Genomic DNA, 23,455 nt, shown 5'->3' on the forward strand with positions numbered 1-23,455 from the left:
AAATGGAAAGTTTAACAATACCTGAATTTTTCTTTTTATTATGTATAGATGATGATACAGGAACGATACAAACTCCTTATCAATCTAATATAGAAATGTTAATAATGATAAATATTTTGTTAGAATTATATCTTCAAAAAATTATTTACATAGACCATGAATTTAATATACGGAGAACTGATAAGACATCAAATATTTCTTATTTGCAACAAACTTTAGATGCAACAGAGCATTTAGGAGATAAGCATGGTATAAAAATATGGTTAATGATGATTTGCAGTAAACAACAATTAACTCACAAACTGTATAATTCAGTATTGGAGTGTATACAGCATAAAAAGCAAATAAAGATAATCGAAAAGCGTGTATTAGGTATATCTTTTCAAAAAAAATATAATTGTCTTCAAACGAAAGACCAAACTTTTGCTTTTTTAAGACGAAGATCTTTGGAAGGTGGGAGACAATATTTATCTGTGTTAACACTTTTTCTCGTTATGGATTTGAACGGAATGTTAAAAAGTAAAATATTTCAAAGTAATTATGAGTATTTGATGCAATTAGAAGAATATAACGAGCAGCTGCAGGATGTTACAATTTTGCGCAAAGTAATAAGACATGTTAAAGAGGCATTGCCTAATCTTTTAATTAGAAAGCACGTTCCATTTTCGAGTATTTAAGTTTAGTTATTTAATAAACTTTATAGATATTATCATGTAATAGAAAAGTTGTAACGAGTTAAATTGCAATATTCAGTTTATTTTGGTATTATATTAAATGTAGTTGAAAGGGAATATTTTACTATTTTTGAAATAGTAGTGTTAAGTGAAAGGGGATTATTATGGGTATCAGAAATTTAGTTTCTCACCTGTAGTAGAAAAATCTATACAGGAGGAGAATAATAATGAACGAATTAAATGTGAAGGAATTTTACAAAAAACAATTTGAACTGTCGAATTATGATGTAAATACAGAAAGCTGGATAGATCAGGTTGCTAAAGAGGTGCAAGAACAAGTTGGATATCCGTTTAAAACGATGTTGGAACTTGGTGCAGGGAATGGTGGATTTGCACGAGCGATGTCTAAGTTACATGTGAGAATGACAACTGTTGAACTTGTATCAGAGCTGGTTTCCTTTGCAAAAGAACATTCTAGTAGTGATATTGCTATTCATTGTGGAGATTTTTATCAAATTAACTTTGAGGAAAAATTTGATGTGGTTAGTTATTTAGATGGATTTGGTGTAGGAACAAATGATGAGCAATTGTTTCTACTAAAACGAATTAAAGATTGGATGCAGGAAGATGGATGTGCACTTATTGATATTTATCAACCTTTGTATTGGAAAAAGATAAGTGGACAAGAAATGCCATTAAGTTCGGCTATGAGAAAATATGAATATGATAGTATAAATGAAAGAATGTTAGATCATTGGTGGAATCCTAATCATCCTAATGAGATTATAACACAGTCTTTACGTTGTTATACAGTTGAAGAGATTAGTGATTTATGTACTAAAGCAGGTTTAAGTATTGTAGGATTCTTCCCAGGGGGAGCATTTGATTTTGAACAATGGAAATATAAAGAACTAGCAAGTTTAAATGAATGTTTGTCATATCGAATTAAAGTAAAGAAGAGTAGAGATTAATCTCTACTCTTTTATATTTTGGAAAATTCTCACTTGAACTATTGACTTTATGAATGGATTTTTAATACAATTGTATCTCGACTGAAAAAATTGGAACGGACAGGAGGGAATCATCAAATGAGTAACATATTTGAAGAAGAATTACAGAAAATGAAAGATATTTTATGTACGATGGATGAACAATTAGAGCAACTTGAAAAAATCCCAGTTTATTATGGAGAAGATTTTAAAGAGCAAATTCTTGAAAGTATGAGGGAGTCTAATAGACAAAACTTACGTATCGGTGTGGAAGAGCCGTACTTTGGAAGATTAGACTTCCAGGAGGATGGCAAAGAAGATGTTATGCCGATTTACATCGGTAAAGTAGGGGTTTCAGATGAAGATACGATGAAACCGATGGTCATTGATTGGCGAGCACCTGTCGCTAGTATGTTTTATTCATTTACTGGTGGTGAAGAATTAGCATTTTATCATTCACCAGACGGATTAGTAGAAGGCGATGTTTATTTAAAACGAAACATTTCCATTCGAAAGAGAGAACTAGAACGTGTTGTTGATACATATGTAAAAGGAAATGAAGATGTCTCGCATGCTGATGATTTTCTTCTATATCGATTAGGTGAGAATAAAGATAATAAATTAAAAGATATCGTTTCGACTATACAATCGGAGCAAAATGATATTATTCGTGCGGAAAAAAACTTACCATTATTAATTCAAGGGGTTGCAGGGAGCGGAAAAACAACGATCGCTTTACATCGCCTTGCTTTTTTAATTTATGAATATCGTGAACAACTTGAAGCGGAGAGAATGATCGTATTCGCTCCAAACAGTTTGTTTTTAGACTATATTTCAAGTGTACTTCCTGAGTTAGGGGTAGGAAATATTAGTCAAACAACGTTTCCAGATTGGGCATTGCGTCTGTTAGAGGGTTCAGTGAAACTGAAGCAGACAGAAGAAAAATTGAAAGAAGCCTTCTCAATTAATCGCGATGAAAAAAAGGTTATGCTAGGTAAATTGAAAGGCACGCTGGAATTTAAGTCGTTTATTGAAGAAAGAATGATTCAATTTGAAAAAGATTTAGTGCCAACAAAAGATTTTGAGGCATGGGATAAAGCTGTTATTCCAGTGGAAGACGTTAAAAAATGGATGCAGGTTGAATATAAACACTATCCATTAAAGAAAAGAAGAGAACGTCTAGTCGGCCGTATGAAGCGCTGGATTGAAATTGAGCTCAAAAAGTTTGGAGAAACAAACGAGAAAAAATTACTAAAAAAAGAAGCGACAAAGAGATTGAACACATATATGAATTTTTGGCCAAAAATGAGCCCGCTTTCACTATATAATTCAATGATAAAGAGTAAGGAAATACTCGAAGTATTACCTGAAGAACTTGTTCAAGAAACAGAAAAGAATTGTCGTAAAAAAGAAGTGTATGTAGAAGACTTACCAGCTTTAATTTACATACAACATCGCATAACAGGAATTGAAATTGGACAAAAGTTCCATCACGTCGTTATTGATGAAGCGCAAGATTTCTCGCCATTCCAAGTATATGTATTAAAAGAAATTACACTAGGTAATTCTTTCACTATATTAGGTGATTTATCTCAAGCGATTTATGATTATCAAGGAATTGAAGACTGGAATGCTTTTAAGGAAGTATTCCAAGAAACAGGTTATTATGAACTGACGAGAAGTTATCGTTCTACAAAAGAAATTATTGAATTTGCGAATGAAATAATAAAAAATGCAGAAATTCCTGTAGGACTTGCTACACCAGTTTTCCGTAGCGGTGAAGACGTGAAAGTAATTCGGGCAGAGGACCAATTTACTGAAGTTTTAAAGACATTACAGCATTTGCAAAATGAAGATGTGAAAACAATTGCGGTAATAGGAAGAACAGATGATGAATGCCGTAATATATATGAGAAATTAACAAATGCAGGGGTGACTGTTAACGTCATTGAAGCAGATCAAAGTAAGTATGAAGGTGGCATTTCGGTAGTACCTGTATACTTGGCGAAAGGATTAGAATTTGATGCAGTACTTCTAATTGACGTTGATGAGGAGCATTACAAAAATACAAAACATGATGCGAAGTTATTGTATGTCGGATGTACAAGATCGCTTCATGATTTATGGATTTTCTATAGTGGGAAAGCGTCACCGTTAATTAAGAGATAGGAATATATAATAAATTCAAGAGGTTTTTCTAGTATTGAACAGAAGACCTCTTGTTTTTCTATATAAAGATACGGAGGAGAAAATGGAATGATTACAAAAGTAATAACAAAAAGGAATTGGGAAATCGCAAAAACAACTAGAGAGATTAATGAAGCCTCACTTAAAGAAGAGGGGTTTATTCATTGTTCATTATTAGACCAAGCTTTAAAAGTTGCTCAAAAACATTTCAGTCACGAAGAAGATGTTTTATTACTTACAATTGATCCATCCCTGTTAAAAGCAGAAATAAAATATGAACTTGCTTCTAACAGTCAAAAATATCCGCATGTATACGGAGTAATCAACGTTGATGCAATTGTAGATGTTGTCCCATTTCCTAAAGAAAAAGGAGAGTTTATATTACCAGAGGTACAAAGTTAAGCGTATTATAGGCATTTAAGTTAGCTAGAAAAGCACAAATCATATCGTTTGTGCTTTTTATTGTATATATTTTTTGGAAAATTATTGTTTTTGTCACACTAATACTGTATGATACATAGTATAAAACACATACTGTATGACATATAGTAATAGAAATGAGGTGGGTGAATGGATACTTTATTAAATTCATTAATTACTGAGCTAAGGAGAGGGACATTGACATTAGCGGTTTTAAGTCAACTAAGAACGCCGCAATATGGATATTCGCTTGTCCAATTATTGGAGCAATCAGGAATCATGATAGATCAAAGCACTTTATATCCACTACTTCGCCGATTAGAAAAGCAGGAGCTAGTGACGAGTAGTTGGGATAAAACGGAGAGTAGACCTCGTAAGTATTATGTTTTAAGTGAATATGGATTAGAGATATTTTTACAATTGAAAAAGGAGTGGATAAAGGATTCGAAAGAACTTTATAACCTATTAAAGGAGGAGGACGAGAATGAGTTTGATTGATATGTACGTCCAGGAAGTTGCGAAGAGATTACCTGAAAAAAATCGTGAAGATATTACACTTGAAATACGGTCGACAATAGAGGATATGTTACCTGATGAGTACAATGAGGAAGATGTAAAGAGTGTCCTTGAAAAATTGGGGAGCCCAGTTTCATTGGCTAATGGGTATTTGGATAGACCGATGCATTTAATTGGACCACGTTATTTTGATGTGTATACGACATTATTAAAAATGATCATACCAATTGCAGCTGTTATCGCACTCATTTCAATGGTTGCAGAAAATTTTATAGGCTATACTGGTGATCAAGCAGTATTAAATGTTATTTTACAATTGATAGGTAAAGGCATTGGCGAAATTGTCGAAGTAGGCCTCCATGTATTTTTCTGGTTGACACTTGTATTTGCTATTTTAGAAAGAACAGATAAAGACAAAGGCACCCAACCGTTGACGACAAGTTTAAAAAAATGGACACCTGATGATTTGAAAAATATCTCGTATGTTCCAAAGAAAAAGTCAATCTCAAAGTTTGAAGTTTTTGGAGGTTTGATGTGGACAGCAGTGTGGGCTACACTTTACTTTTATGCGAATTATCTTGTTGGCGTATATAATGGTACGGCAAGTGGATTGAAGTTTGTCGCGCCAACTTTTAATCAAGATGTTTTACTTCAGTACTGGCCAATCGTTGTAATTATGATTGTTTTCGAAGTAGCTATATCTCTTTATAAGTTAGTGCAAGGACAATGGACGAAAAGATTGGCAATTGGGAATGCATTTCTTCAAATAGCTGGAACAATAGTGTTCATTGTACTTGTAGTAAATCCTCATTTATTTAACGAAGGATTCATTACGTATGTGGCAAATGTGTTTACAATTTCTCCAGAGGAATTTAAAACGTGGTTAATTGGTGGAGGGATAATTATCTCCATATTATCTGCGGTACTAAATGCAATTGATGGTTTTCGAAAATCTAGAATTCGGTTGTAAAAATAAATTTGTTTTATTATTAGGTAGATCAGTTGAAAGAAAGGTCATTATGAAAGGAAGAAAACAATGATAAGGGAAGCAATGAAAAAAGATGTAACATTTATTTTAGATATTTATAATGATGCAATCCTTAATTCAACAGCTGTATATGCGTACAAACCTGTAACCCTTGAAAATAGAATAGATTGGTATGAACAAAAAAAGGCTGATGGCTATCCGATTTTAGTCTACGAGCTAGATAATAAAGTAGTAGGATTTGCGACATTTGGCCCCTTTAGGGCATGGCCTGCCTATAAATATTCAGTTGAACATTCTGTGTATGTTGATAAGGAATATAGAAAAAATGGAATTGGGTCCTTTTTAATGGAAGAATTAATCACAATTGCAAAAGGAAGAGAATATATGACCTTAATTGCTGGAATTGATGCGGAAAATGAAAAAAGCATTGCAATGCATAAAACCTTCGGATTTGTTTATTCGGGAACAATAAGAAAGGCTGGTTATAAGTTCAATGGATGGCTAGATTTAGCTTTTTATCAATTGGAGCTTAACGGACCTGGAAATCCTATCGAAGAATAGATGCATTCGTTATGCGTATTAATTAATTTTAAAAGGTAGTGTGAAGAAATTTCATACTATCTTTTTCTTATTGTATTCATGATTATCATTTAGGAAAAAAGGATTCTTATATTCTATATCGAATTTTGAGAAGATGATAAAACGATATAAAAAGAGGGATGAATATGCAGGCTGTCATTGGAAAAATAAAAGAAATACAAATTGGTCAAGTTGGAATACTTGTTTATTCAACAAAGAATGGAAATATAGTTGCTACCCATAACAATGAGCTATACGTTCCTTTAGCATCAGCAGCAAAAGTGGCAATTGGATTTGCAGTAGCAAAGATGGTAAAGGATAAACTAATTAGTTGGAGTGATACACTTCATGACATTAAGTATAATCCAAATGAAGATAGTGCGCAGTTATACAAGAAAACCCTAGAGATGAACAAAATATTGGAGAGTTAAATCAAGTACATTCACTTTTAGTACACATTTTTCAAGGCTACAAATCAGAACCAGAATTATGGGAGCCTATTATTAATGGAATGGTAAGACAACAAGGAGAGTATGAAGGTATACCTTATTATCATCTAGCACATATGACAGGTGGATTACCCACGGCTACAATAAATATTGGTATAATAGGAATGTTTCATGAATTTCCGTTTCTTTATGTAATTGGGGGAAGAGATTTACCTAATCGATCTGATAATAAACAAGTTGATGAAATCGTTATAGAAGCTTTGAGGTACGTATACAAAGAATACAGTAAAAGTATATTAGGGGTGAGGGATTGAAACGAAACTTAAAGACCTCAACAATCATTATTTTAATCATTACGATTATTACTCTTGAAGTTGGAATTGCGCTATATGATCACACTTTGTCATTAGATACAATTTATTTTGCAGCGATTCTCATTTGTATTGTATTGCTTTTTGGTACACGTGTTTCTGAAGTTAAAGAAAGTACATCGAGACAAAGACGAAGAAAAACAGCTCTTATATTTTGGCCATCTATTTTATTATTAATCGCTAGTTTTGCCGTTATAAGTTATGTGAGAACAGGCTATGTCTCTGTGCCAGGGATAATTGGTTTTTCATGCTTTGTTACATATGCTGGATTTATATTCATCAGTATATTAAAGAGAAGAAGTAAAAATTAAATGTAGCTTACTAAGTTGAAAGGAAGAAATATATGAAAAGCATAGAGAATGGTACTCGCACTGAAGGAGAATACATTAAAAATAAAGTAATTCAATATAACATGTCCATATTAAAAGATGAAGTAAAGCAACCGATGGAACAAGTAAGCTTCGTAGTGAAAGATGAAGATGGAAAAATCTTTGGCGGGGTAACAGGAACGATGTATTTTTATCATCTTCATATCGATTTTTTATGGGTGGATGAATCAGCTCGTCATGGTGGTTATGGTAGTCAATTGTTACATACAATAGAAGAAATTGCGATGGAAAAAGGATGTAGACTCATTTTACTAGATTCATTTAGTTTCCAAGCACCAGATTTTTATAAAAAGCACGGTTATCGAGAATTTGGGGTCGTTGAAGATCATCCTAAAGGGCATAGTCAACACTTTTTAGAAAAGAGATTATAATAATATTATGTATACTAGTTGATGGGAGAAAGAAAATGTACACGTATAAATTACAACATGAACAACCAATCTGTGTAGAAAAAATAAAGAAACTTTACGATTCTGTAGGCTGGTGGCCAGAAAGAAAAGAAGTCGATATTGAAAAAATGTTAAAGAATAGTATAGCTATTGGAGTATGGGAAGAAAACGAATTAATTGGATTTGCTAGAGTTGTTACTGACGGTGTTTTTCGGGCGTATATTGAAGATGTTGTCGTACATGAGAGTGTAAGAAACAAAGGAATTGGTGAGAAGATGCTAACATTGTTACTGAAAGAGATTTCTCATATTGATATTGTTAGTTTATTTTGCGGCGAGAAACTAATAAAGTTTTATGGTGAACAGCAATTTCAAGCGACGAAGCAAATTGTGATGCATCGTAATCAAATAGTGAAAGAATAAGAGGTGCCAATTAGAATGAATGCAACAAGAGCGTATTGTTTATCGAAAAGAAAAGCGACAGAAGATTCTCCAGATGGCTGGAGTGCAACATGTATGAGGCTCAATAATAAAATATTTGCGATAGTGAACCATGAAGAAGGGGAAAAAGCTGCGATTACATTAAAATGTGATCCAGAACTTTCTTTACGAATAAGAGAAGATTACCCAGAAACAATAATTCCTGGATATCATATGAATAAAAAGCATTGGAATACAGTGTACATACATAAGGATGTAGGACAAGAACAAATTAATAAAATGATAGATTGGTCGTATGATTTAGTATTACAATCCTTTTCAAAGAAAAAGCAACAAGAGTTATTGGATTAAATACAAAGTGAAGTCGACTATAAATAGCTAGTAAAATGATTATATTTTACTAGCTATTTGCAGTTTTACATTATATATTAGGGGATTTTGAAATGAATACGAAACGAAATAGATTACTATATGCAGTGTTTACTATAGTTGTTATTATTTTAGGTCTTAGTTCAAGAAAGTTTGCTTTTGCGTTACCAGATTTGTTAAATGAGTACTTAGGTGATGCTTTATGGACATTAATGATTTTCGTCGGATTCGGATTTCTGTTTCCTAAAATAGAAACGAAGAAATTAGCTTTTATTAGTTTAATATTTTGCTACGGGATTGAAATTAGCCAATTGTACCATGCGGAATGGATTGATAGCATTCGCGCAACGACTTTAGGTGGACTCGTATTAGGTTACGGATTTTTATGGAGTGATTTAGTGGCTTACACAATTGGTGTTGGAGTCGGAATGTTTTGCGAGTATATATTACGGAAGAAATAAGTGACTTTAAAAAGGGGGATTTGTACATGAAGGATATATTAGAGATTGCAAAGTTTTGGTTTCAAGATAAAGATGTCACAGCTACTGAAATTCAACCAAACGTAACGAAGATTCATTGTAATAATAAAGCGTATATTTTAAAGGGAAAGGGATCGATAAAACAGTTTCTAGTTGAACTAAATGTATTAGAACAGCTTGATGAAAAAGGAGCTAAAGTACAAAAATTAGTAAAAACGAGAAATGATGAAAGGTACGTATTTTATAAAGAGAAGTATTATTGTTTGTACGAATATGTTGCCGGAAGTGTACTAGAAATAAAAGATACAGAAAAGCTAAAAGTGCTAGGAAGCACAATTGGAGAGGAAATAGCTAATTTACATCACGAACTAAATTCAGTGAATAGTGCTAACGAGTTAATAAAAAGAGAGTTATATAAAGTGGTATACGAATGGGCTTTACCGAATTTAGTAAAGAATGAGCATGTTCATCAGGATGTAATTCAAAAAATGGATCAAATACATACAACTTTCAAGGAAATGGTTCACTCATTACCGAAACAAATTATTCATCGCGATATGCACTTATCAAATGTAATCTTTAGAGAAAGTGATTTTCAAGGGTTTATCGATTTTGAGCTTCTAGAAGAAAACGTTCGAGTATTCGATTTATGCTATTGCTGTACAAGTATTTTAAGTGAGATATTTAGTGATGAAAAATTAAGAAGGAAATGGTTACAAATTGTAAGTGGAATTTTTAGAGGATATTATAAGCAAAACATTTTAACTAGAAAAGAACTACAATCAATTTGGTATGTAATGCTTTCAATTCAAGTTATATTTATTACTTATTTTGTTCAGTTAAAAGATTTACTAAAGTTAAATGAAGAGATGTTTTTATGGATTTTTGCTAATAAGGAAGATATTGAAGAATCTATAGAAAGAATCGTACTCATATGAAAAAAATTATATTAATTGGTTCTGGTGGTTCAGGAAAATCTACATTAGCAAAACAGTTAGGGAATAAATTAAATATTAAGGTGCATCATCTTGATGCACTATTTTGGAAACCAAATTGGGAGGGTGTACCGAAAGAGGAGCAAAGAACGGTTCAAAATGAATTAGTTAAAGGGGAAAAGTGGATTATTGATGGGAATTATGGCGGGACAATGGACATAAGAATTAACGCAGCTGATACAATTATCTTTCTTGATATTCATAGAACAATTTGTGTTTATCGTGCTTTTAAAAGAATTGTGCAATATCGTAATAAAACAAGACCGGATATGGGTGCTGGATGTGAAGAAAGGTTTGACTTGCAATTTTTCAAATGGATATGGGAATATCCTAAAACTAAACGCCCTTCAATTTTAAAGAGGCTAAATCAATTGAGTAAGGATACAGATGTTATTATTTTAAAATCTTCAAATGAAGTAAGACTATTTTTAGAGAAGCACGATACCATAAATAGTTAGATTATAAAAAGAAGTAACATGGGGGGATAGGATTGAATAGATTCATTGGCCCGGTTGATTCTAATATGGTGAAAATTCCAGCAGGAAAAGTAGAATTAAGAGATGATCGAATAAAAAAAGAATGGCAAGTTCAAATAAAACCATTTCTTCTTGCAAAGTATGTTGTAACAGCGGAATTATATTACGCAATTACGAATCGTGCACTAAATGGTAATGAAAATGGTAATAAACCTGTTGTAAATATTTCATGGCATGATGCAATTGCTTTTTGTAATTTACTGTCTAAAATAGCAGGGTTTACAGAGTACTATTCTATACAAGATGATGGGAAAAAGGTTAGTTGTAACTTACATTCAAATGGCTATCGATTACCGACTGAGGCAGAGTGGCAATACGCATGTAAAGCAGGTACGACGGGATATACGTATGGGGAACTTCAGAAAATAGCATGGTATAATGAAAATTCAAATGGACAAATTCATGACGTCGGTAAAAAAGAGCCGAATGCATGGGGACTTTATGATATGTTAGGGAACGTTTGGGAATGGTGCTATGATTTGTATGATGAAACAGTGTACGGGTCATACCGCATTTTTCGTGGTGGTAGTTGGGCTGAAGCAGCTAGAGGTTGCGGTGCCACTTGTCGCCGTCGTAGTCATCCTACATTTCATATAGATGATCTTGGTTTTAGGCTTGCTAGGTCAATTTAGCAGGAAAATGATACATATAACACCGTAAAGAGTATGGAAAGTATCCATACTCTTTACAACATAGAAATTTTAAAATTTAGGGAGTGTTTTGAATGGCACGTGTTTTATTCATTAACGCTGGATCAGAAGGACATATAAATCCAACATTACATGTTGTAGAAGAACTGATTTCTCGCGGTGAAGAGGTCGTTTATTTTTCAATAGAAGCTTTCAGGGAGCGTATTGAGAAGACAGGTGCTACTGTACGAACGATTGATGATCAAAAATTTATACAAGCATTTCTGTCCGGTGGTCGAAATTATTTACAGGAAAGAATAAACGGCCTTCTACATACAACGGATGTTGTAATACCTAGTGTTTTAGAACAAATTGAAGGAGAACATTTTGATTACATGATTCATGATTCTATGTTTGGCTGTGGTCATTTAATTGCCCAAATTCTTAATCTTCCGGCCATAAATTCATGCACATCTTTTGCACAAGATGAAAAATCATTTAAACAAATGTTAGACCATCTTTCTAAAAATATCCCACTGGAAATTCAGGATAGAATACATAATGATTTTGAAAATTTAACTAATGGAATTACAGAAAAATATGGTGTTGATATAAACTCACCGTATGAAGTTTTCTGTAATCCAGCTTCACTTACTATTGTGTATACAATTAAGGAGTTCCAACCTTTTGGGGATGAATTTAATGAAACATTCAAATTTGTGGGTCCATCTATCTCTACACAAGTAAAAAATGAAGGTTTTGATTACACTTCAATTGAAGAAAAAAGCCTGATTTACATTTCATTAGGTACTGTTTTTAATGAAGCGCTTGATTTTTATAAACTTTGTATGAAGGCGTTCGAGAATAGTAAGCATACAATTGTTATGTCTATTGGCAACAAAACGGAAATAAGTGATTTAGGTAATATCCCTAAAAACTTCATTGTGAAAAACTATGTACCACAAACTGAACTTCTCAAATATACGAAACTATTTATTACACACGGCGGGATGAACAGTACACATGAAGGACTTTATAATGGGGTGCCACTAATTGTAATTCCGCAAAGTGCGGATCAGCCAGTAATTGCGAAGCAAGTGGAGAGTCTCGGGGCAGGAGTTAAATTGCAAATGCAAGGATTAACTGCGGATCAACTAAGTGAAAGTGTAGAAATAGTATTAAATAATCCGTCATGTAAAGAAGCTGCTTTGAATTTGAAGGAGTCTCTCCGAAAATCAGGTGGGTATAAGCAAGCAGTTGATGAAATTTTTAAATTTACAGGCCGTTATTAAAGCTATACATGTGAAAGGGTGTCTATATTAAATGATATAGACACTTTTATGTTATATGAAGCGAGGAATTGATGAAATGGAAAGAATGAAAATACTAGATGTAAATTTTGCTGATATGACAGCTACACCATTTTTTCAAGTGGAGGCGAAAAATAGAATTAGATTCGATATAGAATTATTTGGGGGTAATTTGAGAGGATTAAGAGGGATTTTGACTGCACTTTTTAAAAGTCCTGATACAATTGATGTTTCATTTATTTCCGGTTATATAACATATGGTAAAAGTAAGAGAATAAATGAGAAAACAAAAATTGGAAGGTTCATGAAGATTAAGAATTGGACAGAAACGAAAGTAGACGTTGATGATCTTGAAAGTACAATCATATTTACTACGATTAAAGGTGTACATGAAGATGAAGTATATAAGTATTGCAAGTATGTCGTTAATGGTGGTCAGCAAGCGTATATTTCTTTTTATAACGATACTTATTTATTGTATATAAGTACAGACGTTATTGACATTGTTTCACCAGATACAAGTTTAATAGAAAAATTAAAAATCCAATACGGTGAAGAGTGTGACAAGCTGTATGAAACATCATGAGATGAATATATCGAATAGGAAGATGGAAAGGTGTTTCAAAATAACATCAGTTCACATTCTCATGCGTAGTAAGTTAATCATGAAGTATTTCAAGAAGTATTAGTGCAATTCATTCCTATATACAAAAATGCATGTATCTAGCCTTTTTTCTTACAAGGTTTACAACTTCTGCTACTTACTGCTACTTTGAAAATTTAGGACTTTGCTTTATGTTTTAGTAATGAATTCACTGTTTCTGCACAACTTCTGCACACATTTAGGTGATTTCTATGTCATGATATATTCAGTAAGTGAAATATTTCACAAGAAATGAAATGTTTCTTTACGACGGTGTATGCATATTTACGCATACACGAAATAAGATTTACTCTTGTTATTCTTTTACATCAAAGCCCACATTACACTACGAAGTATAACAAGAAGGGGACAGGAACATGAATAATCGATTTTTAAAACAACTACAAAACTTGAAAATGAACAAAAAAAGGATTGGAGCTGTTGCATTAACAGCTGGAATTATCGGCACGACACTTATTCCTCAAAATGCATACGCGCACGGCTTTGTTGAAAAGCCTGGTAGCCGTTCCGCTTTATGTAGCCCAACTTATGGTGCTCTAAATGTAAACTGCGGAAGTGTTATGTATGAACCACAAAGTTTAGAAGCTCCAAAAGGATTCCCACAAGGTGGCCCAGTTGATGGGCAAATCGCTTCTGCAGGTGGCAAATTTGGCGGTATTTTAGATCAACAAGCAGCGGATCGTTGGTTTAAAAATACAATCACTGGTGGGGAAAATACATTTACTTGGAAGTATACAGCGCCTCACTTAACAAGCAAATGGCACTACTATATTACAAAAAAAGGATGGAATCCAAATAAAGTACTAACAAGAGCAGACTTTGAGCCAATTGGCACTGTACAACATGATGGTTCTGCAGCTTCAAATAATTTAACTCACAAAATCAATGTACCTACTGACCGTAGTGGATATCATGTAATTTTAGCAGTATGGGATGTAGCTGATACAGTAAATGCATTCTATAATGTAATTGATGTTAACCTCATCAACAATGTGAAACCAGACACAGAAGCTCCAAGTATTCCAAATGGACTTCAGGCACAAAAAGTAACAGCAAATAGTATAGAACTAACATGGAACACTTCTACGGATAATGTAGGGGTGAAAGGATATCAAGTTTTCCGTAACGGAGAGATGATTGACACTGTACTAGGCACTCATTTTATTAATAAACAATTAAAACCAAGTACAGAATACACTTATACTGTAAAAGCAATTGACGCAGCTGGCAATGTATCGAAAGAAAGTACAGCGCTTACAGTGAAAACAACAGTTGAGGCTCCTGATACAGAAGCACCAACACAACCAAAAGGATTACATAGCATGGGAACAACAGCGTCAAGTGTGGATTTAATGTGGAGTCCATCTGATGATAACGTTGGAGTAGACTATTACGATATTTATAGAGAAATAGAAGGAACAATGAAAAAAATTGCAACATCCAATACGACTTCTTATATGGATAAAAATTTACTCGCTAATACTACTTATAAATATGCAGTGAAAGCAGTGGATGTAGTTGGAAATGAATCCGTACAAAGTGATACGTTCACAATTACTACAAAAACTGAAAGCGCTTCATATGAAGCGTGGGATGCAAAGCAAGCATATAAAAAGGGAGATAGAGTTTTACACGAGGGAAAAGTGTATGAAGCAGTCCAGAATTATGAAGGACATGGGGATCCAAACTGGATTTTTGCTTTATCCTTATGGAAAACAGTGTAAACTTTACCTCAAAATGAAATGAAAGATGATGGGCTTTGATGCAAAAAAAGGAAGCTTGAGAATTAACTTTTCTGCTTATAAAAAAGACGACGTATTCAGCGTCGTCTTTTTGTATTAATCTAGAATATTCATCAAAGAGACTTTCAAACGAATAAGCTACAGAAAGGTTACTATACGAATACATAATGTAGAATCATATAGTAACCTTTCTATTATGATAACACTTTCGTCATAAGAATATGCGGAATTCCATCTTCCATAAATACGTCGGAAGAAGTTTGATAGCCTAATTTTTCATAAAACCCTTCAGCTTGTGTTTGACCGTGTAGTTTAACTTTGTTTGCTTCATTGTTACGAGCAATCTCTTCTATTGATTTGATTATAACTTTGCCTAATCCGTATTTGCGATAGTCTTTTAAAATACAAATTCGTTCTAGTTTACCCATTCCGTCAACGAATCGTATACGACCAGTCCCTACAGGAAGCTCATTATAATAAACTAAAATATGTTTACATCTCTCACCGATTTCATCAAATGTATCGAATTCATCCTCAAGTGGGACACCTTGTTCTTTTACAAAGACTTCTTTTCGAATGTGAAAGGCAGTTTCTAAATCTGTAAGTTCTGTTATGAGTTTGGATTGCAAATTGTTCAGCCCTTTCTAGTGTGATATGAATGTGTTTTCATAGTATATCATACTGTAATGCTATAAAAGCACAAAGAAAAAACTGACTTGCGAAAGTCAGTTTTTAAAATGGTTAATATTCTTTTATACCGCTTTTTGTTCCGATGATCGCTTTGCTCGTCATATTGATAAATAATCCTGTTTCAACTACACCGGTAATCATCTTTAACTTTGTATGTGTGTCATTTGGATTCAATATTTTGTTTGGAAAAATACTATCAATAATTAAATTGCCGTTATCAGTTATAAAAGGTCCGCCATCTTTCATACGTAAACGTGTTTCGCATCCTAGAGCTTGCATTCGCTTTTCAGTTTGCTTCCAAGAGAAGGGGATGATTTCAATAGGAAGTGGAAAGACACCTAAGTGTGAAACGAGTTTAGATTCATCTGCAATAATAATAAGTTCTTTAGAGGAAGAGGCAACAATTTTTTCACGAAGTAATGCACCACCGCCGCCTTTTATTAACTGTAAATTCGAATTAATTTCATCTGCTCCATCAATTGTGAGATCAAGTATGTCAATTTCATTTAAAGAGATTAGCGGAATAGATAATTGTTTTGCTAATACTTTAGTTTCTTTTGATGTCGGTACAGCTTGAATAGATAACCCTTCTTGTACACGGTGACCTAACTTTTGTATCGTCCAATATACGGTTGAACCCGTACCAAGTCCAATCGTCATACCATCTTTTACAAAGCCAGCAGCATATTCGCCTGCAAGCTGTTTTAAATTCATCATTTTACTCCGCTGGGCGTGGTCCAGCTTCTAAACCGGAATTTTCAACTGTAAGTATAGGGCGAACAGTAATATCTTTATGTACACGCATTTGGCACGATAATCGTAAGTGGTCTTCAATTCCTTTTTCCGTAATAGCTTGTTTTTCATCATTTGTCGCCTCACAAAAATCACCTGCAATGACTTCAATTCGGCAAGTTGTACATCTGGCTTTGCCACCGCAACGATGAAGAATGTGTACACCGTTATCTTCAAGTGCTAATACTAATTTCGTTCCTTCTTTAATATCAAAAGTTCCGGTACCTTCCACTGTTAATTTTGGCAAATTGATTCCTCCTCATGTAAAATTCTATATAACATATTTATGACCCGTATTCATGAACATAAACATAAAATTTATTAAAAGCACCGTAACTTTTTTATTTGTTCAATCGTTTAATAAGTAAGCGCTGAAAAGGAGGGGTTATTTTGTGCACAAAAGTAACTCAGGTTTTAAAGAATCATATCGATATGAATAATTCAAATATAAATTTATTAATTGAACATTATGCAGAGGTAAAAAGATACTGTACGTTTTTGACGAAGAATAAATGGGATGGGGAAGACCTTGCCCAAGAAGCAATTTGCAAAGTTCTTCAAAAGTATAGTGAGAAGAAAATTTGTATAACGCTTCTGTATAAAATTGCTCGAAATCAATGGTTAGATCAAATGAAATCAAAATCCGTTCAAGAAAAGTTAGCACAGCAAATTACATTTGAAGAACCGCATGAAAAAATTGCAGATTTGCATGAAATGGTAGGGAAAGTATTGTCTTCGTTAAATGTGCAACAATCTGTAATTTTATTATTGAAGGATGTTTTTCAGTATAGTATCGGGGATATCGCTAAAGTATGTTCGGTATCAGAAGGTGCAGTAAAAGCATCGTTATTTAGGAGTAGAAATAGGCTGAAAACTGTAAGTGAAGAAGGCATTGAAATAGTGGAGTACACGGATGATGTTGAAATCGTTGTAACTTCTATTCGTGAAGAAAGACCTGAATTGTTGACGAAACTTCTCCCAACAATAGACTTCACTAAGTTACCATCAATACAACCTGTGTTATTATTCAGTATGAAAAAACCTTCTTCTTACAGTTGTATGCTTAGTGCGGCATAAAATAGATGGAGGGATTTAATATGAATGCAATTCCTTACGTAGTAGAACAAACGAAATTAGGAGAACGCTCCTATGATATATATTCAAGATTATTAAAAGACCGAATTATTATGATTGGTTCAGAAATTAACGATCAAGTTGCAAGCAGTGTAGTAGCACAATTATTATTTTTAGAAGCGGAAGATGCAGAAAAAGATATATTCCTGTATATCAATAGTCCGGGCGGTTCAACGACAGCGGGATTTGCAATATTAGATACGATGAACCTTATTAAACCAGATGTGCAAACACTTTGCATGGGCTTTGCGGCATCATTTGGTGCGCTTTTACTATTAGCTGGCGCAAAGGGAAAAAGATTTGCGCTCCCTAACAGTGAAATCATGATTCATCAACCGCTCGGCGGTGTAAAAGGGCAAGCAACAGAGATTGAAATTACAGCAAAAAGAATATTGAAGTTAAAACATGATATTAACAAAATCATATCTGATCGAACAGGGCAACCAGTAGAAAAGGTAGCTCATGATACAGAAAGAGATTATTTTATGACGGCAGTAGAAGCGAAGGAATATGGAATTGTTGATGCAGTTATTGAGAAAAAATAACATGAAACAGGCTAGAGAATATGATAAATTCCCTAGCCTATTTTTGTTATTCTTTTACCCATTCATCAACTAAAGCTTGATTTTTTTTAATCCATTTTCGCGCGGCTTCTTCCGGATCTTTCGTTTTATTTAGCATGACCATTAAAGTACCTAGTTGTTCATCGTTCATTTTCCATTGATCAAAGTATTTCACAATATCCGGATGATCTTTTTCGAAACCTTTGCGAACGGAGTAATAAATGTCATCTTTTTCACCATATACTTTCTTAGGGTCCTTTAAATATTTTAAGTCAAATTCTGAAAAGCCCCAATGCGGATTCCAAAGCGTAACAGCGATTGGTTTCTTTTTCGTATATGCCTTCTTGAGTTCGCTCATCATCGCAGCTTCTGAAGATTGGACAAGTTTTAATTTTATATCATAGGCCTTCATTGCTTTATCCGTTAAATTCATAAGGCTACTACCTGGTTCAATCCCAACAATTTTATTATCTAGCTCATCTTTATGTGCGTTTAAATCTTCTATGCTGTTTATGTTTTTCATATAAGAAGGGACGACTAAACCTAGTCCAGTGCCTTCATACCATTTTGATTTTAAGACAATATCATCTTTATAACGAGCATTTAGCGGTTTATCCGTAACAGGCAGCCATACTTCTAAATTTGCATCGACATCACCACGAGCAACACCAGTCCAAATCGCAGCCTTTTCTAAATACATGAGCTCAACTTTATAGCCTTTTTCTTCTAATAAAACTTTCCACATGTTTGCAGTTGCAATATTTTCTTTCCAACTTGTTACACCAAGTTTAATTTTTCCTTTCGAATTTGCATTTGTTGCATTACATGAAGTGAAAATCATAGTAATAAATAATGCAAGGCATATAAGCCATATTTTCTTTCTCATTGAAACCCTCCTAAGAAACGTTTGCCTCTTTAAATAAATGTATAAGTAAGCATTCTTATTATGAACGGAAACGAGAATTTTAAAGAAAGCTTATGAATGTCATTTTTATGTAATATTTCTTTGCAAAATCGCAACACTATGTAAATAGATGGATAGAAAAGGAGTAGTGACATGGATAATACAAAGGTACGTGTTGAAAATGTAACAAAAGTATTTGGGAAACATCCGCAAAGAGCGCTTACCTTATTAAAAGAAGGGAAAAGCAAATCGGAAATTTTAAAAGAGACAGGAATGAACGTTGGTGTGAAAAAGGCAACGTTTGAAGTATACACCGGAGAAATTTTCGTTATTATGGGGTTATCCGGTAGCGGAAAATCAACGTTAGTTCGAATGCTAAATCAATTAATTAAACCGACAGCAGGGCATATATACATAGATGGTGAAGACATCGCTACGATGGGAAAAGAAGAGTTGCGAAGAGTGAGAAGAACGAAGATGAGCATGGTGTTTCAAAAGTTCGCTTTATTTCCGCACCGTACAGTGATACAAAACGTTGCGTACGGGTTAGAAATTCAAGGAGTTCCAGTAGAGGAACGAGAAAATAAGGCGTTAGAATCGCTACAGTTAGTAGGACTCGATCATCATAAAGATAATTACCCTAGTCAACTTAGTGGCGGTATGCAGCAGCGTGTTGGAATCGCAAGGGCATTAACAAATAATCCAGATGTATTGTTAATGGATGAGTCATTTAGTGCTTTAGATCCACTAATTCGAAAAGAAATGCAAGATGAATTGTTAGAGCTACAAGATAAAATGGAGAAAACAATTATATTTATTACGCATGATTTAGATGAAGCGCTTCGAATTGGTGATCGGATTGCGTTAATGAAAGATGGAGAAATTGTTCAAATTGGAACGCCGGAAGAAATTATGATGAGCCCTGCCAATGAATTTGTTGAGAAGTTTGTTGCGGACGTAAATTTAGGAAAAGTAATTACGGCGGAATCTATATTAAAACGACCAGAGACGTTATTAATTGATCGTGGACCGCGTGTAGCACTTCAAATTATGAGGAACGCAGGTGTTTCTACTGTCTATGTTGTAAACAAAAAATATGAATTTTTAGGTATATTAACTGCGGATGATGCAAGTAAAGCGGTACAAAAACAGTGGCCAATTGCTGATTTATTGCTTAACGATATTCCACACGTTTATCTAGATACATTACTGGAAGAAACGTATGCAAAAATGGCGGAGATGAAATATCCATTACCGGTAATTGATGAAAAGAAAAGGTTAAGAGGAATTATTAAACGTGAAAGTGTCATTCAAGCTCTTGCAGGAAACATCGAGGAAGAGGTGAAAGACGATGAATAATATTCCACGCATTCCGTTAGGCGAATGGGTCGATTCATTTGTTGCAAGTTTATATGAGCACTTTGAAGGCTTGTTCCGAGGCTTCTCATATATTATCGGCGGATTCGTTGATTTACTCACTAATTTTTTAACAATAATACCAGCTATATTGATGATTATCATCTTATGTTTCCTCATTTGGTACACAACGAGAAAATTATCTTTAGTTATTTTTACACTTATTGGATTATTATTTATTTTAAATATTAACTATTGGGCACAAACGATGCAAACATTAGCACTCGTTCTTACTTCAGTTATTATTTCAATTATTGTCGGAATTCCAATTGGCATTTTAGCATCTCAAAATGAACGCTTTTCAAAGTTTTTAAAGCCCACATTAGATTTCATGCAAACAATGCCAGCCTTCGTTTATTTGATACCAGCCATTACGTTTTTTGGTGTAGGCGTTGTACCTGGTATTATTGCTTCAGTAATTTTCGCTATGCCACCGACAATTCGTTTTACAGACTTAGGAATTAGACAAGTTCCAGAAGATTTAATTGAAGCTGCGAATGCATTTGGCTCTACCGCATCACAAAAATTATTTAAAGTACAACTACCACTCGCAACTGGAACGATCATGGCTGGAGTGAACCAAAGTATTATGCTTTCGCTATCAATGGTTGTAACAGCTTCACTAGTAGGAGCACCAGGACTTGGCGTCGATGTATATCGCTCTGTTACTCAAGTAAATATCGGAATGGGATTTGAAGCTGGACTAGCTATCGTAGTAATTGCGATTATATTAGACCGAATTACACAAGGATTTCATACAAAAAGAAAATAATGCGAAAAACACACTTTATACTACAAAGTGTGTTTTTTTGAATTCGAATTACATACGAACAATAACAGAACCTCCAGCTGGTGCACAAACTTGGTTTTGCTGTTGTTCCATTGATTTTATTAAATGATTATTTTCTTCAATTAAAGAAATCAATTTAGCTAATTGGCTTTCAAGACTTGCGATGCGCTGCATCATGTATTGCGAATCATAATGCAGTGTATTCCTTGCGGTATGGGGTGAATAAACATATTGTTGATTTATATTTGGATTCCAATGAGGATGCATTTGAATCGTTCCTCCTTAAATAAATTACGGATCTTTCTTATAGTAAATGCCTATGTATAATTAATGGTTACTTGAAATTTTTTCATTATAAAAGGAGTATGTATAGAAAATGGAAAATATTATATGTAAAGTTAAAGTGCATTTTTTGGAAATATTCAAGTGAGATAGTGAATCTATGCAATTTAGGGAGAAATGATGAGAGGAGATGCAATTTTGGCTAAAAATAAAAAAAGAAATGATGCCTTGGCAATAGGTGTCGGTATAGGGATTGTAATCGGTGTATTTCAGGGGTACTTTACAAATAATTTAGTAATCGGAATTGTGATTGGGGTCATAATTGGGATTGCATTTTTGAAGAAAGAATGAGGTGTAAATTCATTTCAAAAATTGCCGAATTAAAAGAAAGAATTTTCGGAATATAAATCCTATTTTTCCTTTTTTTATGATATTATAAATAAAAAGGATGGTGATGGATATGTCAACTAACAATCAAGTAGAACAAAACTGCTTTATTTGCGAAAAACATAGAGGAAACATTACAGTTCCAGGTGGAGCTATTTACGAAGATGAACTCATTTACGTTGGACATGTTCATTGGGATGCAGAAGAAACATATCTTGGTTATGTAATGATTGATATAAAGAGACATGTACCTGGTCTTGCTGAATTAAATGAAGATGAGGCAAAGGCATTCGGACTGATAACAAGTAGAGTAAGTAAAGCGCTAAAAGAAAGCGAAGGAGCAGAACATATTTACACTTTTGTTTCAGGGAATGGTGTACCGCATATGCATATGCACATTATACCGCGTTATCCAAATACACCAAAAGAGTTTTGGTCACCAACTGAAGTAGCAAATTGGACTGGTGCACCACATGGAGATTCAGAGAAAATTAAAAAACTATGCGAAAGAATACGAAAGTATATGGTAAATGAGTATGCATACAATAAATAATACACAATATTCATGGGTTGGAAGTAGAGAAATGTGTTTAGATGAAGTTTCAGTAAAGCAATATGGTGATATCGTACTTGGTAAATACGGCGGGAAAATAAGTGCCGGAGCAAAAAAGAATGAAGACGGTGCATTAGTTTGGTCGAATGGCGATTGGGAATTCGCCGTTATATTAGACGGACATAATAGTGCAGAAAGTGTTGATTTAATAGTAAGTACGATTCAAGCAGAATATGAAAATATAAAAGTAATTATGAATGAACCGATTGAAACAGCATTTCGATCTGTTGAAAATCATATACTTACAATTTTTCAATCCTTCTCATTTAAAGAAAAGTGCAAAAGAGTAAAAGGTGAAACAGCTTGCTTAATATGTGTAAGAAAAGAAAATTACATATGGTGGCTTTCCGTAGGCGATTGCCTAGTTTATGTATTTCATGATGAACTACATAAATTAGGACAATATACATTGAATCAACGCCACTTTTACGAATGGATTGGAAATGTAAACACATTTGATTTAACCGTTCCTTGCTATTCTTCAGGAATTCGTGAATTACGTATTGGAAAGAATCGAATTGTAATGGTGACAGATGGGGTATTAGAATGCGGGGAACGCCGTTATGAAGCTCCATTAAATCTTTATAATGATATGAATGGAAATAATGTAGAGCTTAAAGAACATGTTCACAATGTTTTAGAACACGTTCATCATCAATTAGGACGAGATAGTGCGACCATTATTAGTTGGGATTATGAAAATGATGCATATGCTACGTATCCGAGTGATCAGCCGGAGAAAGTCCAAACGATTAAGTAAAGGAGGATA

General features: G+C 33.8%; 30 protein-coding genes and 1 pseudogene. 26 read left to right on the forward strand and 5 right to left on the reverse strand.

The genetic code is table 11. The features are described from left to right. The first annotated feature begins 2 nt into the window (after window positions 1-2). The 19 genes and pseudogenes from SJY24_RS16280 (at window position 3) to SJY24_RS16370 (ending at window position 15,097) form a co-directional block, all read left to right on the forward strand. Window positions 3-677: a hypothetical protein gene (locus SJY24_RS16280; protein ID WP_377865434.1), complete on the forward strand. Its 675-nt coding sequence runs from the start codon at window positions 3-5 to the stop codon at window positions 675-677. Between the two features lie 224 nt (window positions 678-901). Continuing rightward, window positions 902-1,645, forward strand: a complete 744-nt coding sequence (locus tag SJY24_RS16285) for a class I SAM-dependent methyltransferase (RefSeq protein ID WP_377865435.1) — start codon at window positions 902-904, stop codon at window positions 1,643-1,645. 117 nt (window positions 1,646-1,762) lie between these two features. Further along, complete coding sequence (locus SJY24_RS16290) at window positions 1,763-3,832, forward strand: HelD family protein (protein ID WP_377865437.1); 2,070 nt, start codon at window positions 1,763-1,765, stop codon at window positions 3,830-3,832. Window positions 3,833-3,919: 87 nt separating this feature from the next. Further along, a complete protein-coding gene (locus SJY24_RS16295; protein ID WP_377865438.1) occupies window positions 3,920-4,252 on the forward strand; it encodes a DUF952 domain-containing protein in 333 nt (110 codons plus the stop codon). A 168-nt stretch (window positions 4,253-4,420) separates the two neighbouring features. Beyond that, window positions 4,421-4,768 (forward strand): PadR family transcriptional regulator, encoded by a 348-nt coding sequence (locus SJY24_RS16300; protein WP_002085093.1) that lies wholly within the window; start codon window positions 4,421-4,423, stop codon window positions 4,766-4,768. After that, window positions 4,755-5,756 carry an HAAS signaling domain-containing protein gene (locus SJY24_RS16305; RefSeq protein ID WP_377865439.1) on the forward strand — a complete coding sequence of 334 codons (1,002 nt, stop codon included), beginning with the start codon at window positions 4,755-4,757 and terminating at the stop codon, window positions 5,754-5,756. Before SJY24_RS16300 ends, SJY24_RS16305 begins: the two co-directional genes overlap by 14 nt. 66 nt (window positions 5,757-5,822) lie before the next feature. Continuing rightward, the gene (locus SJY24_RS16310; protein WP_377865440.1) at window positions 5,823-6,335 is read left to right on the forward strand and encodes a GNAT family N-acetyltransferase; all 513 of its coding nucleotides are present in this window, start codon (window positions 5,823-5,825) and stop codon (window positions 6,333-6,335) included. A gap of 164 nt (window positions 6,336-6,499) precedes the next feature. Further along, window positions 6,500-7,116: pseudogene (locus SJY24_RS16315) on the forward strand (serine hydrolase). Beyond that, complete coding sequence (locus SJY24_RS16320) at window positions 7,113-7,484, forward strand: hypothetical protein (protein WP_377865441.1); 372 nt, start codon at window positions 7,113-7,115, stop codon at window positions 7,482-7,484. The pseudogene SJY24_RS16315 and the gene SJY24_RS16320 overlap by 4 nt, the downstream one beginning before the upstream one ends. Window positions 7,485-7,516: 32 nt before the next feature. Beyond that, window positions 7,517-7,933 carry a GNAT family N-acetyltransferase gene (locus tag SJY24_RS16325; RefSeq protein ID WP_377865442.1) on the forward strand — a complete coding sequence of 139 codons (417 nt, stop codon included), beginning with the start codon at window positions 7,517-7,519 and terminating at the stop codon, window positions 7,931-7,933. 35 nt (window positions 7,934-7,968) lie between these two features. Continuing rightward, the gene (locus tag SJY24_RS16330) at window positions 7,969-8,373 is read left to right on the forward strand and encodes a GNAT family N-acetyltransferase (RefSeq protein ID WP_377865443.1); all 405 of its coding nucleotides are present in this window, start codon (window positions 7,969-7,971) and stop codon (window positions 8,371-8,373) included. A 15-nt stretch (window positions 8,374-8,388) separates the two neighbouring features. Continuing rightward, complete coding sequence (locus SJY24_RS16335; protein WP_000994618.1) at window positions 8,389-8,742, forward strand: MmcQ/YjbR family DNA-binding protein; 354 nt, start codon at window positions 8,389-8,391, stop codon at window positions 8,740-8,742. Between the two features lie 92 nt (window positions 8,743-8,834). Continuing rightward, window positions 8,835-9,221, forward strand: coding sequence for a ribosomal maturation YjgA family protein (locus SJY24_RS16340; protein ID WP_377865444.1), 387 nt, complete (start codon window positions 8,835-8,837; stop codon window positions 9,219-9,221). A gap of 26 nt (window positions 9,222-9,247) precedes the next feature. After that, window positions 9,248-10,177 (forward strand): phosphotransferase enzyme family protein, encoded by a 930-nt coding sequence (locus SJY24_RS16345; protein ID WP_377865445.1) that lies wholly within the window; start codon window positions 9,248-9,250, stop codon window positions 10,175-10,177. Further along, window positions 10,174-10,692, forward strand: coding sequence for a DNA topology modulation protein (locus SJY24_RS16350; RefSeq protein ID WP_088039533.1), 519 nt, complete (start codon window positions 10,174-10,176; stop codon window positions 10,690-10,692). The genes SJY24_RS16345 and SJY24_RS16350 overlap by 4 nt, the downstream gene beginning before the upstream one ends. Before the next feature lie 32 nt (window positions 10,693-10,724). Then, window positions 10,725-11,402 carry a formylglycine-generating enzyme family protein gene (locus SJY24_RS16355; protein ID WP_377865446.1) on the forward strand — a complete coding sequence of 226 codons (678 nt, stop codon included), beginning with the start codon at window positions 10,725-10,727 and terminating at the stop codon, window positions 11,400-11,402. A 92-nt stretch (window positions 11,403-11,494) separates the two neighbouring features. Further along, window positions 11,495-12,691 carry a macrolide family glycosyltransferase gene (locus SJY24_RS16360; RefSeq protein ID WP_377865447.1) on the forward strand — a complete coding sequence of 399 codons (1,197 nt, stop codon included), beginning with the start codon at window positions 11,495-11,497 and terminating at the stop codon, window positions 12,689-12,691. A 76-nt stretch (window positions 12,692-12,767) separates the two neighbouring features. Next, on the forward strand, window positions 12,768-13,295 hold the full coding sequence (locus tag SJY24_RS16365; protein ID WP_377865448.1) for a phosphatase: 528 nt from the start codon (window positions 12,768-12,770) through the stop codon (window positions 13,293-13,295). 434 nt (window positions 13,296-13,729) lie between these two features. After that, window positions 13,730-15,097, forward strand: coding sequence for a lytic polysaccharide monooxygenase (locus SJY24_RS16370; RefSeq protein WP_377865449.1), 1,368 nt, complete (start codon window positions 13,730-13,732; stop codon window positions 15,095-15,097). Window positions 15,098-15,309: 212 nt separating this feature from the next. On the opposite strand, the gene SJY24_RS16375 is transcribed toward SJY24_RS16370, so the two are convergent. The 3 genes from SJY24_RS16375 to SJY24_RS16385 form a co-directional block, all read right to left on the reverse strand. Then, entirely contained in the window at window positions 15,310-15,744 is a 435-nt protein-coding gene (locus tag SJY24_RS16375; protein ID WP_377865450.1) for a GNAT family N-acetyltransferase, read from the reverse strand. A gap of 112 nt (window positions 15,745-15,856) precedes the next feature. Continuing rightward, window positions 15,857-16,519 carry a ribose 5-phosphate isomerase A gene (rpiA, locus tag SJY24_RS16380; RefSeq protein WP_377865451.1) on the reverse strand — a complete coding sequence of 221 codons (663 nt, stop codon included), beginning with the start codon at window positions 16,517-16,519 and terminating at the stop codon, window positions 15,857-15,859. Between the two features lie 4 nt (window positions 16,520-16,523). Then, entirely contained in the window at window positions 16,524-16,844 is a 321-nt protein-coding gene (locus tag SJY24_RS16385) for a 2Fe-2S iron-sulfur cluster-binding protein (RefSeq protein ID WP_377865452.1), read from the reverse strand. 143 nt (window positions 16,845-16,987) lie between these two features. Here SJY24_RS16385 and SJY24_RS16390 point away from each other — a divergent pair, with 143 nt between their 5' ends. Continuing rightward, on the forward strand, window positions 16,988-17,674 hold the full coding sequence (locus tag SJY24_RS16390; RefSeq protein WP_377865453.1) for an RNA polymerase subunit sigma-70: 687 nt from the start codon (window positions 16,988-16,990) through the stop codon (window positions 17,672-17,674). Between the two features lie 20 nt (window positions 17,675-17,694). After that, window positions 17,695-18,276, forward strand: coding sequence for an ATP-dependent Clp endopeptidase proteolytic subunit ClpP (clpP, locus tag SJY24_RS16395; RefSeq protein WP_002147396.1), 582 nt, complete (start codon window positions 17,695-17,697; stop codon window positions 18,274-18,276). A gap of 46 nt (window positions 18,277-18,322) precedes the next feature. Here clpP and SJY24_RS16400 read toward each other — a convergent pair whose 3' ends face one another. Then, entirely contained in the window at window positions 18,323-19,180 is an 858-nt protein-coding gene (locus SJY24_RS16400; RefSeq protein ID WP_377865454.1) for a glycine betaine ABC transporter substrate-binding protein, read from the reverse strand. A 171-nt stretch (window positions 19,181-19,351) separates the two neighbouring features. On the opposite strand from SJY24_RS16400, the gene SJY24_RS16405 reads away from it, so the two are divergent. Beyond that, complete coding sequence (locus tag SJY24_RS16405) at window positions 19,352-20,557, forward strand: quaternary amine ABC transporter ATP-binding protein (RefSeq protein WP_000370622.1); 1,206 nt, start codon at window positions 19,352-19,354, stop codon at window positions 20,555-20,557. After that, window positions 20,550-21,386: an ABC transporter permease gene (locus tag SJY24_RS16410; RefSeq protein WP_097829383.1), complete on the forward strand. Its 837-nt coding sequence runs from the start codon at window positions 20,550-20,552 to the stop codon at window positions 21,384-21,386. Before SJY24_RS16405 ends, SJY24_RS16410 begins: the two co-directional genes overlap by 8 nt. Before the next feature lie 48 nt (window positions 21,387-21,434). Here SJY24_RS16410 and SJY24_RS16415 read toward each other — a convergent pair whose 3' ends face one another. Then, complete coding sequence (locus SJY24_RS16415) at window positions 21,435-21,671, reverse strand: hypothetical protein (protein WP_377865455.1); 237 nt, start codon at window positions 21,669-21,671, stop codon at window positions 21,435-21,437. A 195-nt stretch (window positions 21,672-21,866) separates the two neighbouring features. Here SJY24_RS16415 and SJY24_RS16420 point away from each other — a divergent pair, with 195 nt between their 5' ends. The 3 genes from SJY24_RS16420 to SJY24_RS16430 all read left to right on the forward strand — a co-directional run bounded on the left by SJY24_RS16420 (window position 21,867) and on the right by SJY24_RS16430 (window position 23,446). Continuing rightward, window positions 21,867-22,037: a glycine zipper domain-containing protein gene (locus tag SJY24_RS16420; protein WP_377865456.1), complete on the forward strand. Its 171-nt coding sequence runs from the start codon at window positions 21,867-21,869 to the stop codon at window positions 22,035-22,037. A 97-nt stretch (window positions 22,038-22,134) separates the two neighbouring features. Then, window positions 22,135-22,626 carry an HIT family protein gene (locus SJY24_RS16425; protein ID WP_377865457.1) on the forward strand — a complete coding sequence of 164 codons (492 nt, stop codon included), beginning with the start codon at window positions 22,135-22,137 and terminating at the stop codon, window positions 22,624-22,626. Beyond that, the gene (locus tag SJY24_RS16430) at window positions 22,610-23,446 is read left to right on the forward strand and encodes a PP2C family serine/threonine-protein phosphatase (protein ID WP_377865458.1); all 837 of its coding nucleotides are present in this window, start codon (window positions 22,610-22,612) and stop codon (window positions 23,444-23,446) included. Before SJY24_RS16425 ends, SJY24_RS16430 begins: the two co-directional genes overlap by 17 nt. Window positions 23,447-23,455: the final 9 nt, after the last annotated feature.

Origin of the sequence: Bacillus sp. R86525, assembly GCF_042466195.1 — a bacterium.
Lineage (GTDB): Bacteria > Bacillota > Bacilli > Bacillales > Bacillaceae_G > Bacillus_A > Bacillus_A nitratireducens.